Source organism: Weissella koreensis KACC 15510 (assembly GCF_000219805.1).
GTDB classification, from domain to species: domain Bacteria; phylum Bacillota; class Bacilli; order Lactobacillales; family Lactobacillaceae; genus Weissella; species Weissella koreensis.
In genome coordinates this window covers 998,969-1,012,784 of sequence record NC_015759.1, presented here as the reverse complement: position 1 = coordinate 1,012,784, position 13,816 = coordinate 998,969, and the positions used below count along the sequence as shown (strand labels likewise).

General features: G+C 36.2%; 13 protein-coding genes and 1 tRNA gene. 3 read left to right on the top strand and 11 right to left on the bottom strand.

All coding sequences use genetic code 11. The annotated features are described in order from the left end of the window. Positions 1-7: 7 nt before the first annotated feature. Both WKK_RS04875 and WKK_RS04870 read right to left on the bottom strand, forming a co-directional pair. Positions 8-835, bottom strand: coding sequence for a Cof-type HAD-IIB family hydrolase (locus tag WKK_RS04875; RefSeq protein ID WP_006845002.1), 828 nt, complete (start codon positions 833-835; stop codon positions 8-10). After that, positions 825-1,256: a GtrA family protein gene (locus WKK_RS04870; RefSeq protein ID WP_006845001.1), complete on the bottom strand. Its 432-nt coding sequence runs from the start codon at positions 1,254-1,256 to the stop codon at positions 825-827. Before WKK_RS04870 ends, WKK_RS04875 begins: the two co-directional genes overlap by 11 nt. Positions 1,257-1,556: 300 nt before the next feature. Here WKK_RS04870 and WKK_RS04865 point away from each other — a divergent pair, with 300 nt between their 5' ends. Then, on the top strand, positions 1,557-2,342 hold the full coding sequence (locus WKK_RS04865) for a hypothetical protein (protein ID WP_006845000.1): 786 nt from the start codon (positions 1,557-1,559) through the stop codon (positions 2,340-2,342). A 157-nt stretch (positions 2,343-2,499) separates the two neighbouring features. On the opposite strand, the gene hpt is transcribed toward WKK_RS04865, so the two are convergent. Together hpt and WKK_RS04855 are read right to left on the bottom strand one after the other, a co-directional pair. Beyond that, entirely contained in the window at positions 2,500-3,042 is a 543-nt protein-coding gene (gene hpt, locus WKK_RS04860) for a hypoxanthine phosphoribosyltransferase (RefSeq protein WP_006844999.1), read from the bottom strand. After that, positions 3,042-4,346, bottom strand: a complete 1,305-nt coding sequence (locus WKK_RS04855) for an adenylosuccinate synthase (RefSeq protein WP_013989646.1) — start codon at positions 4,344-4,346, stop codon at positions 3,042-3,044. The genes hpt and WKK_RS04855 overlap by 1 nt, the downstream gene beginning before the upstream one ends. Positions 4,347-4,608: 262 nt before the next feature. Here WKK_RS04855 and WKK_RS04850 point away from each other — a divergent pair, with 262 nt between their 5' ends. Beyond that, positions 4,609-5,916: an NCS2 family permease gene (locus WKK_RS04850; protein ID WP_013989645.1), complete on the top strand. Its 1,308-nt coding sequence runs from the start codon at positions 4,609-4,611 to the stop codon at positions 5,914-5,916. A gap of 78 nt (positions 5,917-5,994) precedes the next feature. On the opposite strand, the gene WKK_RS04845 is transcribed toward WKK_RS04850, so the two are convergent. The 7 genes from WKK_RS04845 to WKK_RS04815 all read right to left on the bottom strand — a co-directional run bounded on the left by WKK_RS04845 (position 5,995) and on the right by WKK_RS04815 (position 13,303). Next, positions 5,995-7,158 (bottom strand): DUF998 domain-containing protein, encoded by a 1,164-nt coding sequence (locus tag WKK_RS04845; RefSeq protein WP_013989644.1) that lies wholly within the window; start codon positions 7,156-7,158, stop codon positions 5,995-5,997. 263 nt (positions 7,159-7,421) lie between these two features. Continuing rightward, positions 7,422-8,033, bottom strand: coding sequence for a 30S ribosomal protein S4 (gene rpsD, locus WKK_RS04840; protein ID WP_006844995.1), 612 nt, complete (start codon positions 8,031-8,033; stop codon positions 7,422-7,424). Positions 8,034-8,261: 228 nt separating this feature from the next. Continuing rightward, on the bottom strand, positions 8,262-8,954 hold the full coding sequence (locus WKK_RS04835) for a GntR family transcriptional regulator (RefSeq protein ID WP_006844994.1): 693 nt from the start codon (positions 8,952-8,954) through the stop codon (positions 8,262-8,264). A gap of 10 nt (positions 8,955-8,964) precedes the next feature. Further along, a complete protein-coding gene (gene nagA / locus WKK_RS04830) occupies positions 8,965-10,140 on the bottom strand; it encodes an N-acetylglucosamine-6-phosphate deacetylase (protein WP_013989643.1) in 1,176 nt (391 codons plus the stop codon). A gap of 96 nt (positions 10,141-10,236) precedes the next feature. Next, positions 10,237-11,094, bottom strand: a complete 858-nt coding sequence (ispE, locus tag WKK_RS04825; protein WP_013989642.1) for a 4-(cytidine 5'-diphospho)-2-C-methyl-D-erythritol kinase — start codon at positions 11,092-11,094, stop codon at positions 10,237-10,239. A 260-nt stretch (positions 11,095-11,354) separates the two neighbouring features. Further along, entirely contained in the window at positions 11,355-11,915 is a 561-nt protein-coding gene (locus WKK_RS04820) for a hypothetical protein (RefSeq protein WP_013989641.1), read from the bottom strand. A 41-nt stretch (positions 11,916-11,956) separates the two neighbouring features. Further along, on the bottom strand, positions 11,957-13,303 hold the full coding sequence (locus WKK_RS04815) for an ATP-binding cassette domain-containing protein (RefSeq protein ID WP_013989640.1): 1,347 nt from the start codon (positions 13,301-13,303) through the stop codon (positions 11,957-11,959). 271 nt (positions 13,304-13,574) lie between these two features. Here WKK_RS04815 and WKK_RS04810 point away from each other — a divergent pair. After that, positions 13,575-13,646 (top strand) — tRNA-Arg (locus WKK_RS04810). Positions 13,647-13,816 lie beyond the last annotated feature (170 nt).

Genomic DNA, 13,816 nt, shown 5'->3' with positions numbered 1-13,816 from the left:
TATCATCCTAGTCTTGAGATTGATCAGCTAATAACATTTCAATCGTTTCTAAGACCCCATCATTTTCATTATCTGCCTTAGCTTGCTGTGAAATTCGCTCTTTCATAAATTCAGCAGCATTTGGCATCACGAATGGATGGCCCACATAACGTAGCATTTCAAGATCATTACTATTATCTCCAAACGCTACCATCTCTTCTGGCTTAATCCCCCAAATTCGACTCAATGCTTCTAGGCCCGTTTCTTTATTGGTGTTAGCTGCTAAAATGGAAACTGAACCAAACCCAGATCCAGTGGTATGAAGTTCTTCACCAAACTTTTTACGCAACACTTGTACAAAATATTTAATATCCGCATTTTCCGGCCAAAGAAGTTCCATTACTAAAATATCATCTTCGATTTCAAGAAATTTTTCAACTTGTATCACCTTAGGATAGAATTGTTCCACTGCTTGAATCATCTCAGGTGTAGCATGATTAGAAACATAAGCAGCTTTAATTCCAGACAAAACAATTAAATTTTCCATTTTAGCCCGCGTCTGCGTATTCCAGTCCAAGACTTTCTTAATTTGTTCTTTAGAAACTGGTCGCTTATACAAAATTCCTGTGGTATCTGAGACCATTGCTCCATTACTTGAAATGTAAGTTAAACGATTCGTTGGAGTCTCTTTAAAGTAATGCAAAGTCTGTTCAACTTTATTTCCAGTAGCTACAACCATTTTTACATCTTGGTCTTCCATTTGATCCAAGAGCCGGTTGAACCGTGCCACATCAAAAGTCCGATCATTCCTTAAAAAAGTACCATCTAAATCAGTTGCTATTAATTTAATCGTCATATTCCATTTCCTCCTTATGCTTGAAGATAAACCACTTACTTAAAATATAATTAGAAATAATTACAAAAATATTTTGAATGATATTCCAAACAAAATCATTTTGTTGTAACCAGCTCACACCAATAAACATAATTCCTGATCCTAAAATCCCAGTTATAAAACGGGCTAAATAAAAATTAAACACTTCAACACTAAGTTGTTTAAATCCATGTGCTTGGGAACTAAAAACCCAACGTCGATTGGTTAAATATGCAAAAAGAACCGTTACAAACCAAGCAGTCCAGTATGCAATTTGATAAGGAGTATGTATAAGATGTAATCCCCCATATATCAAAATATTAATAATAGTAGTTAATACACCAAAAAATAAGTATAAAATTTGCGTTTGATACTTATTAAATATCTTCCAAATTAATTTCATCAATTTATCCTCAATCCTCAGACCCAATAAAATTTGTTAAATCTTTATTTATCAGTACTTCTCGTACTAAATGGCGTCCATTAAATGTTTTAAACATTTTTTAATTGTAACATTGAATTAATTATCTGCGAAATAAACCTTATTGATTATAAGATTTTTTTTAAAGTTAACCCATATTTAACGAAAAAATGACTTCAAGCCAAATGTATTAACGTTATAATAAGAAGTATGAAAAACTAATTATCATTTTTCATACCTACTATTTTCTTATATTAAACTATTAAAAAGGATTATTAAGCTATGCCACCTGCATCAGATTACCAACAAGAAAACATTCAACAACCACGTGCTCAAAAAATAAAGCAACGAATAAATTACAAAACATTCTGGATTATGCCTACTCTCGGTTCAATTGCCCAGCTTTTAATGTGGTGGACCTACCCCCTCATTTATTCTAAACAACTTACTGCTGGTCAATGGCAAAACAACCCCCTTTTAATGACTTATTCTGTTTTTTTAGCTTTAACCATCTACATTACCTTTAATCGTCAGTTTAAAAGTGTTCTAAATTATTTACTCTTAATTGTCCCATTTATTTTATTATTCTTTTTATACCGTGAAATGACTATCCAACAAGTCATTATATTAATATTAATGCCAATTGCTTTAGTCTTAATTCATGTCAAATGGCTTAATCTACAAAATATTTTTGGCTTAATCCTTTTTTCTGGACTATCTACCCTATCTCTTCCAGTAGTTATTTTCTACCAGCAAAATACATTTTTAACCAAACCATTCTTGTTTAGTCTTTTCCCCCTCTTCTTGTGTTATCTCTTCTATATGTGTATCATCTTCATCCCCGACGGTCAGCAAAAAAGAATTACCTCTCTGGTCTTTGGAACCATATTATTATTAAATATTCTTTCCTTATCATGGAACGTATGGACCTTCCTAGCGATCGTTATCTTGATTTTCACTTGGACCGTCCTTATTAATTTAGACTTAAAGCAGCAGTATCGTATGCCGTTTTTCACCATTTTACAAGCAATAACCGTCCTATTAATTTTCCTCCAACAATCACATTAAACAAAATATCGTTATTAATAAAAAAGAGGCCAGACATGGTCTCTTTTTTATTGTTTATCAACTTAAATTATTCAAAATAAAAACAGCTTAAACAAAGTCTTAGCCGCTTTTTTTATCTATTCAATTAAACCAATTGACGCATTCACTTAATTATATTTTATACCGTCTGAGTTGTTAGCTCTAAAACTGCAATATATGGTAAATTTCGATAATGATTATTATAATCCATTCCATATCCAATCAAGAATTCATCAGGAGCCACGGTACCCACGAACTCTACCGGATCAGCCTCTTGAATTGCCTTGGGACGCTTATCCACGGCAATTGCCCGCGTAACTTCACTTGCTCCACGTTGCAAAAAGACATTTTGCAAATATTGAAGTGTGAGCCCACTATCAATAACTTCATCCAGTAAAATGATTTTTTTGCCTAAGACGTTGGTCTTTAGATCATGAATAATTTGGACTTCACCAGTTGAATGATCGTCCTCATAACTAGCCACCCGCACATAATCCATTTGGACATCGGCATTCAAGGCCCGCAGCAAATCTGCCATCCACAAATAGGCGCCTTTCATCACACCTACAAAGAGTACTTGGTCATATTCGGTCCCATAAGCTTGATTAATTTCGTCCGCCACCTTTTGAACCATTCGTTTAATTTCTTGCGTTGTTACAATTGTTCTTCCAATTTTACCCATTACGCTTTTCCCTCTGCCTCTGACCATAAGTCAAATAAAATATTTGTTTGTTCATTAGATGGACCCACAGCAAACGTATATAAAGGGGTACCAATTAATTCCTCAATTCGAGATAAGTAACGTTGCGCATTTTGAGGAAGATCATTCCGATTCTTAATGCCAGTAATATCTTCATCCCATCCAGGAAACTCTTCATATACCGGTATCACTCGTTCTAAGTCTTTAAATGATGCAGGATAGTGCGTAATTCGTTCACCATCAATTTCATAAGCCACTGCCAATTTCAAGACCTTGAGCCCTGATAAAACATCAAGGGAATTCAAAGCTAGATTCGTAAATCCACCAACCCGAGCCGCATGTCGCATAACTACTGTATCAAGCCAACCAATGCGTCGTGGACGTCCCGTGACAACCCCATATTCATGCGCTACTTCGCGAATTTGGTCTCCCGTTTCATCAAAAAGTTCAGTTGGAAACGGACCATCCCCAACGCGGGAAGTATAGGCCTTCATCACACCTATAACAGCTTTAAGCTGAGTTGGTCCAACGCCTGCTCCAATCGTAGCCCCACCACCAATTGGCGAAGAAGAAGTAACATAAGGATAAGTCCCATGATCCAAATCAAGCATTGCCCCTTGAGCGCCTTCAAACAAAACCCGACGTCCGGCTTGTAAATAATCATTTATCAAACCAGCTGTATCAGTAATATAAGGACGCAATTTTTCACCATAATCCAAAAATTCTTGAACTAACTCTTCTACCTCAAATCCAACATGTTGATAAATTTTTTCTAGAATTTCATTTTTTTCAGTCAAGACAGCTTGAAGACGTTCACGTAAAACATCCTCATCTAATAGATCAATCATCCGAATTCCAATTCGAGCAGCTTTATCCATATATGCTGGTCCAATTCCGCGGCCAGTTGTTCCAATCTTTTTTTCGCCTTTTTTTTGATCCGCCAGTTTATCCAAAGCTAAGTGGTAAGGAAAAATAACATGAGCTCGATCCGAAATACGTAAATTATTAGTTTGAACTCCTTGATTCTGAATCTGGGTCAATTCTTCTAATAATGCTTTCGGATTCACGACGCATCCGTTGGCAATCACCGCTAATTTATTCGAGTCAAAAATACCTGATGGAATCGAAGATAATTCAAATTTTTGACCATCAACATAGATTGTATGTCCAGCATTATTCCCGCCTTGATAACGAACAACCATATCAGCTTCTTGAGCGATAAAATTAGTAATCTTACCTTTTCCTTCATCACCCCATTGACCACCAACAACCACAACTCCTGCCATCTTTGCTTCCTCCTATTAATAAGAAAATACATCTACGTCGCATTTTCGGTTTTTGTTCGGCTTTTACAGATTAATAATAGCAGATGTTTCTAATTTCAGCAATTTTTTCCTTTATTTTTAAATATAAATAATAAAATGACTTGTTTTTTATAAATAAAAATCAAATAGTTCGGATTTTGCTATTGACTATTATTTACATTAACTGCATAATATATCTTTGTTGTTATTTATTTTATTTATTATATTTTTAGGAGAGTCATTCATGAACTTCATTGCGCGTTATTTTCACTTATCTGAACTAAAAACAACTCATCGGCGCGAATTCATAGCCGGCCTAACTACATTTATGGCGATGGCATATATCTTGTTTGTTAATCCGACAGTACTCAGTGCTTCGGGAATGGACAAAGGAGCTGTCTTCACTGCCACAGGAATCACTGCTGCAATTTCAACTATCTTTATGGGCATTTTCGCTAACTACCCTATTGCGATTGCTCCTGAATTAGGAATTAATGCTTTCTTCTCATACTCAGTCGTAGTTGGGATGGGAATTCCTTGGGAAACAGCCCTCGCTGGGGTCTTAGTAGCGGCCTTGATTTTCTTACTACTAACTTTCTTTAAAGTACGAGAAAAAATCATCAACTCAATCCCGCAAGATCTAAAAGTCGCAATTGCGGCAGGAATTGGATTATTCATTGCTTTCATTGGTTTGAATGAAGCTGGATTAATTGTTGCTGATCCTGATACCATGGTTTCGCTAGGTCATCTAACTTCTGGTACTTCTTTACTCGCAATTTTTGGAATTATCGTAACTTTCGTTTTGATGGCTAAAAATGTTTCAGCTGCAATTTTCATCGGAATGATTTTAACTTCAATTGTTGGAATGATCTTTGGATTAATTGAATTACCAACGCATTTAATCTCACCTGCCCCATCATTAGCACCAACCCTTGGTGTATCAATTCAACATTTAGGCGATATTAATACTGTTCAATTAGGAATCGTAGTCTTAACATTCTTATTAGTTACTTTCTTTGATACTGCAGGAACAATGATCGGTCTAGCAACTCAAGCTGGCTTCATGAAAGACGGTAAGATGCCTCGGATCGGAAAAGCTTTAGGTGCTGACGCCTTAGGAATGACTTTAGGTGCGATTACTGGTACTTCTCCAGCTTCAGCTTTCGTTGAATCGTCTGCCGGAATCGCTATTGGAGGTCGTTCTGGTCTAACTTCAGTTTATACTGGATTGTTTTTCTTTGTCGCTTTGTTATTCTCTCCTCTTTTGGCAGTGGTAACACCTCAAGTTACTTCAGCCGCTTTGGTGGTTGTTGGAGTCTTAATGGCTAAGAATCTTAAAGACGTTAATTGGGATGATTTTGCAATTGCGGCACCTGCATTCCTAATCGTGATTGGAATGCCCCTGACATATTCAATCGCTGATGGAATTGCCCTTGGATTTATTCTTTACCCTATTACAATGTGGGCAACTCACCGTGGTAAGCAAGTTCCAGCAATTATGTATGGCTTAGGCGTAGTTTTCTTAATCTTCCTATTCATCATTGCTCGTTAAATTTAATATTAAATAAAAAAGAACTCTAAACATACAACGTTTAGAGCTCTTTTTTATTTATATATAAACTTAATATTTTTATTTTAAATCAGCAATTTCTAATTTCACAACATACTTGGGATTATCGTCATAGCTCAAATTACGCAAATTTTGCAAAAGTAAAATTAACCATGCAAATGCAAAACCAAACGCTACCATTTCAAAAGCAGTTAGTGATAGATAACCAGATTTTTTAAATACAATATCTGAAATGGCTAATCCCCCCGCCATAACATACGAAATCACCAAAAATTCCCAACTTGGATTCGGAATTAACCAACGAATTGCAATAATCATAACCAAAACCATCATCACTAACCATTGTGCAATTCCATCATGCACGTGATGCATCCATCCCGGATTATTCGGAAAAACCCCGATTAAGCCTACCGCAATCGCCGTAATCGAAAAGAGCAAGCGCAGAATAAATAATCGCCGATTTTGGCGGAAGGTTGCTCCCAATGAACTAAACAAATAATCAACAATGGTTAATAAAATTAACGATGAGAAGATCAAAGTAAAATTAAAGATCCAACCATTTCCAACCCTGTTCGTTCCTAAGTAACTGAAATTATATTGCCACCATCCTACAGAACCATTGGTCGCCATCGACATAATAATTCCGCCAAATAAAGTTGCAATCAAAACTGAAACAGCCTGCTGAAAACGTAACCCTTGTGCCGTAATAACCATGATATAATTCATAGTTCCCACTAGGGCACCAATAATTAAACTCATTGTATAAATATCTAACCGTGCACCCGCAAAGGCTGATGAAATAACCCACATTACCAAAGCCAAGGCGACGATCCCTATAATACCATACGCTAAAGTAATCATTAAAATATTATACCAACGAATTAAATGGCCTTCTCGATTTCGCGTTTTAATGGCCATAATAAGAAAACTAAACGTCCCAAATCCACCACCTAAATAAATAGTAATTTGAGTCAATGAATTAGCACCTGTCATACCAACTGTAGTAGTTTGTTGCATAATAAAATTAATCACAGCAATCAATGCACTAATAACCCCAGTGGCCATAACCCATCGAAAGGCAACTTTATTATCTTGACGAATATTTTCAATATTTTTATCAATAATAATTTGATCATCAATAATTTGCATCTCAACTAATTGTTCATTATCAAGTTGAAGCTTCTGGACAAATTCATCCGGTAACTCAACAATTGTTTTTTTCATTAAGCTCTCCTTATCCATCTTTTTTATATTCAGACTATTTATTTTCACCATTCTATCAATTTAGATCTAAAAGCTCCAACTCAGATAGCATGTAAAAAGGAGTTATTGGACAAATCTATCCAATAACTCCTTAACTTTATATCAATATTGATTAAACTCTACGGCAATTCACCTAGTGACAAACTACCAAAACCCATCAAATACCGAATCAACAAATATGTTAAATTAAAATCAAAATTTCTTTTAAAAAGAAATCCAAATTTTTATCCCAACTTGTTGTAGTATTCAACGATAAGAGCTTCGTTAAAGTCACCATCAAGTTCTTCACGTTCTGGCAAACGTGTCAAAGAACCCTTCAAAGTTTCTTTATTGAATTCTACGAATGGTAGGTGACCGAATTGTGATTCAACCGCTGCCAAAATGTAGACATTCTTTTGTGACTTTTCGCGAATTGAGATTTCTTGTCCAACCTTAACTTCGTATGAAGGAATATCAACACGCTTTCCATCAACTAAGATGTGACCGTGGTTAACCAATTGACGTGCTTGTTGACGTGTAGTTGCCAAGCCCATACGGTAAACGATATTGTCCAAACGAGTCTCCAACAAGATCAAGAAGTTAGTTCCGTGAACTCCGTTACGGATTTGACCAGCCTTGTTGAACAAGTTGTGGAATTGACGTTCTGTCAAACCATAAGTGAAACGAACCTTTTGCTTTTCACGCAATTGTGTTCCGTAATCAGAAAGCTTTGAGCGACGCCCTTGACCGTGGTCTCCAGGTGCATAGTTACGGCGAGCAATTTCTTTACCAGTTCCTGATAAAGAAACACCCAAACGACGTGAGATACGGTACTTAGGACCAGTATAACGTGACATATTAATGTCCTCCAGAATTTTTTATTTGGTTGAATTCTAGAGAATTACCTCATATTCGTGCAATTTATCCTAACTTTCACTGCTGCAGCGCAGGTACTGGTGAGGCCCCGCCATCAATTTGAAACGAGGGTGATAAATTGTTGACGAGCTTATGGATAATCCGCTGCAGTTTTCAACGCTTCATCAAGTGTAACAAATTAAATATTCATAGTAAAGAAAAATAATCGTTTATAACTGAATTTCATAGCGATTTCCCGCGTATTGTGTTCGTACAAATTCAAATGGTGACCCTTGGTCATCAGTAGTAACCTGCGTTAGTACTAAAACAGGATCGCCGCTATTCATGGCCAAGAGCCGGGCCACTCGTTCATTTACGGCCGCTGCCGTTAAAATTCTTTTCGCCTTATTTACAATTAGACCATTACTAATTAAAGCTTGATATAAAGATTTTGTGATCTCATCTTCATCAATCCCAACTAATAATTTTTGTGGCACAATGGCCACTTCAAACGCAATCGGCTCATCATCCCCATATCGAACTCGTTCCATTCTAATAACACTAGTATCTGTGCTTATTTCTAATTTTTCAGCTTCTAGGGCTGTTGGTAACCCAACTTTATAATTAATCACTTGCGATGATGCTTTTTTACCAGCAGCATCCATCATTTCTGTAAATGAAGAAGCACTATCAAGATTTTCTTGTACGCGCTTAGTTGCCACAAATGTTCCCGAACCAATCCGTCGCTCCAAATAACCTTCATCAACTAATAACATAATTGATTGACGTAGCGTCATTCGCGATACATTAAATTGTATTGATAATTCTCTTTCAGACGGAATCCGTTCACCAGCCGACCAGCGACCAGCATCGATTGCTTCTTTAATCTCATCATGAATTTGAACATAAATTGGTTCTGTCATTTAAAATCCCCTATTTCTTAATGACTGCATCCTGTGGTGTAAATTTGCGGCCGAGACTATAAGTTGTCTCTAATTGAGTTAATTTGCCATCAAATAAATTGAAGTCGGCGTCCTTCCCGACCTCTAATGTTCCTTTTCGATCTAACAATCCAAACTCCGTTGCTTGATTAACAGAAGCCATTCGTACAGCTTCTTCAACCGTTGCACCGGTGAATTTAATCATATTCAAAAAGGCATGTTTAAATTGTAACACTGATCCTGCTAATGTGCCGTCTTCTAATCGAGCTTGCCCATCTTTGACCCAGACTTTTTGACCACCTAATTCAGATATACCTTCTTGCAATCCTTTAGCTCGCATTGAATCGGTAATTAAGTCAATTCGATGTGACCCCTTCAATTTAAAAGCCAAGTTAACCATATCAGGAGCAATATGGAAACCATCAACAATCATTTCAGCATACATATCTTCATCCAATAATGCATGACCTGTGACACCTGGATCACGGTGCTTAAGTGGTCGTTGCGCATTATAAAGATGCGTTACATGCTTCACTTTAGAATTATTTTGTAAGAATTCACGAGTAGCATCAGAATGACCAACAGAACCAATAATATTATTAGTATGCAGATAATTTTCAAAGACCGTTAAATCATCGGCCTTCTCGGGTGCATAAGTAATTAAACGCACTCGATTTCCTGATAATTCATTCCATTTTTGAACTAATTCGACACTAGGTGCAATAATATATTGTTCTGGTTGGGCTCCTTTATAATGAGGATTAACAAAAGGTCCTTCAAGATGAACCCCTTGAATAGCTGGTTCTTCTTCCGCAGCAATTTTGATTGCTCGCATTGAATTATCAATATTTTCAACACTCTGCGTCATTGTCGTTGGGAAGACAGAAGTAATTCCTTCAGTAATTTCATCGCGCACCATCTGGACAATTTCTGTGGCGTCTCCATCCATCGTATCAAAACCATATGCTCCATGCGTATGAACATCAATAAAACCGGGGACTATTACTGCTCCCTGGGCATCAACCACCTGATCACCGGGCTCAGCTTGATATTGTTTCATTGCAGCAACCATCTTAATTTTTTCATCAAAGCGAATAAAACCATTTGGAACTATCGGATTAGCACCCGTTCCAGAATAAATTTTTGCATTAATTATGACTTGACTCATAGAAAACCCCTTTCATTCTTCACAGTGGTATATACCATTACATTTATTATAATCCTTCTATACTAAAAAACACGCTTTTTTTAGCGTGTTTTTACGTTATTTTGCTAAACCGGTAATATACGTTTCACCGACAAATCCCTTTAGCCCATTATAAATGTGTTTCGCCCGACTTGCTTTTTGAGTCATTCCAAAAACAGTTGGTCCCGTTCCAGACATTTGAGCCACATCTGCACCAAATTGGAGCATTTTCTCCCGGATTCGGATAATTTCTGGAAACTGTCGTGCAGAGACCGGTTCTAAAACATTAAACATTCGTTTCACCAATTGTGGGTATGATGATTGAGCTACTGCATTCATTAATTCCTGCATATCACCATGCTCTAATTTATCATATTTTACAGTCCTTAATAATTTAGGCGTTGAGACACTCACTGCTGGTTTAGCAATCACAAAATAAATTGGTGGCATTCTTTTTTTCAATGGCTCCACAATTTCACCCCGTCCCGTCACTCGAGAAGGCCGTGAATAAATACAATAAGGCACATCAGCGTCAATTTTTAAGCCCAGCTTAGCTAATTCCGCTTCCGATAAATTTAAATTCCACAAACGATTTAAAGCCCGCATAACTGCTGCAGCATCTGAAGAACCGCCGCCTAATCCTGCTGCGATTGGGATCCGCTTCTGAATATGGATTTCCACACCTTCATCAACATTTGCCAAGCTCTGCATTAACTCAGCTGCTTGGTATGCTAAATTTCTCTCATTTACTGGTAATAATCCCGATGTTGACTCAACTAAAATATCATGATGACAATCAGTTGTCTTAATTGTTACCGTATCGGCTAAATCAATTGAAACCATTAACATGTCCCACTCTTGCAAGCCATCAGCATGTACAAAGGGCGTATCCAAACAAATATTTAGTTTTGCATACGCACGCTCTAAGACTTCCATCGCCTTGTATCCTTTCATTAATAACTTTTGTCTTATTATAGCAAAAAAAGCTCAAAACTGTCTTGCAATGAAAAAGCGAGTCCCCTTTATATCAAATTATAATTAACCTTTATTTTATTTTTTAGTCGCATTCAAATTTAAATGACCAAACCTATTTAACCATTTTCCCAAAAATAATAATAAAAAGGCTAGGACATTTGTCCTAACCTTTTGTAATTATTAGTTTAATTAAGCATTAAAATAAACCCACTTTAAACCAATTACATCACCGTATAATTAACAAGATAATCAAAATAAACTAATTGATCTGTCACATCAATAATCAAGTCATCTCGTTTATAAAGAATTAAACGCCAATCAGAAATTTGGTTGTCATTTCGTTCATTAATAAATTGATTCATTGTCCCATCATAGTTAAGCAATAAATAGCCTGCAAATTGTTCCAAGATGTCATTTAACTTAGTGAATTTTTGCTCCATTTTTGCCGTTTTTGGCTGGTACAAGGCTACATTGAAAGTTCCTAACTCAGGTCGAGTATTTTCAAAGTACCATTTAAATGCTAATAAATCATTCATAGTAATTCCAACATTCATTAAGTAATCCACGCTCAGACGAAAATGAATTGGTTCGACATTATCACCCACTGCAGGTACGTGAAAAAGATTAGCGTAATATTCGGCTAAATGTTGCCACTCTAAAACATTTGGTATTTTTTCAGCTAATTCAAAGGCTTCTAACTTTACCTTATCCCAATTTAAGCCAGTACTTGCTTGGCTTAAACTTAAATCAAAAAATTCGCGTACTGTTCTTAAATTATTCATCACTATCACCCATCTATCGTTTTTAGTAATTCTATTCTATGCTAAATGTTTTCTACAATCAAATTTAACTTACGCCCTTCAATTTGCCAACTTGGCCAAGCTAAATCTGTCATAAATTTTTGATCATGAGACACTAGTAAGACCGCCCCATCAAAGTCGTATAAAAATTGTTTCAAGGCTGCTAAAGCTGGCAAATCCAAGAAGTTAGTCGGTTCATCTAAAACTAACAAATTAGCCTGTGTCAATAAAGTAGCAACCAAACTAACTCGGACCCGTTCTCCCCCACTCAATGTCGCAACATCACGCTCCACCATTTCTCGACGAATTCCAAATGCACCTAAAAAATCACGGGCAACTTGAACCGGTTCAACCGAATTCTTCATTACATTCCACAGAATATCTTTATGTGGATCCAATTGATCAATCTTTTGATCGAAATAGCCCACCTGAGTTTTTTGATGACGGCCAGCATCACGTAGAATCGATTGAATTAACGTGGTTTTACCTGATCCATTAGGACCCTGTAAATTAATTTTATCTGTCCCCTTAATCACTAATGAAATGCTTTCCAGTAAAATTTGTCCTGCGGGATCAAAAACATCAGTGTCAGTCAACCGTGCTAAAATTTGGGTAGGCCTTGCTATCAAAGCATTATTTAATTTTAATTTTTTAGCCGTTTTAGGTCGCTCACCTTGGCCTAATTGACCCGCCTTTTGCCGTAAATATTTAGCGTTTCCCGTTAATTGTGCTTGAACGGTATCTCCCTTCAAAGTATTATTATTTCGCTTAACTCGATCACCGGCTTGAACTTGTTTTTGGGCTTCAAATAATAGTTTCTTCTTCTTACGACTTTCTCGATTATAATCCTGGGTTGCCTGATTAAATTGTTGTTCTTTTTGTACTTGGTAATCTACATAATTCAAATGGTACGGAGTGATCATCTGTTGGTCAAATGACCAAATCTGATTGGTTATTTCTTGTAAAAAATAAGCATCATGTGATACAACTAAGAGCAATCCACGGAAACGTCGTAATTGTTGTATTAATTTATTTTGATGTGCTTCGTCTAAATTAGCAGTTGGCTCATCCAGAATCAAAATATCAGGGCGTTGAACCAGCGCTTCTCTAATTCGGCGCCAAACAGCCTCACCACCACTTTCATCGTCTAATTCAGTCATCATTTGTGGCACATAACCAATTAAGCCTTGAACACTAACTTGACCACTATATTCCTCATCAATTCCTAAAATCATTTTTAATAAAGTACTTTTACCAGCCCCATTCGGCCCAACAATACCGATTTTATCACCCATTTGAGCTAATAATTTTTCAGACCTGAACAGAATTCCTTGCTCATTTAATTTTTGTATTTTATTTATTTTTATCATATAAAAAACCACCAATCTTAGTAGAACTGAGACTGATGGTTTAAAAAACACTGAAAAAGCTTCTTTCAGCCACATTCCATAATCAGTCTCAAAAAAGATAATATTCCCCTAAGGAAAAATAACTTCATTTGTAATTACTGATTAGTTGCGCATTGGCTGAATACCTCGTATTTGATTAATTTGTATTATCATAACGACCATTTTTTAAAATGTCAAATAATTATATTGTATTTTTGCTAAATTCTTTGTAAAATAGAGTAGTTAGTTCTTTGCCCCTGTAGCATAATGGATAGTGCAAAGGAGTTCTAACCCTGGGATGGGGGTTCAATTCCCTCCAGGGGCATAATTTAATACATTTTAATGAATTAACAATATTAACGACTAATTATCTGTAATGATAGTTAGTCGTTTTTATTTTTTAATAATCATGCCTATTGTAATTAGTCAACACAAAGCCAACTTCTCCTAGTTGCATCTACCATTATGTAAACAAAATAAGTTGAATATCAGACG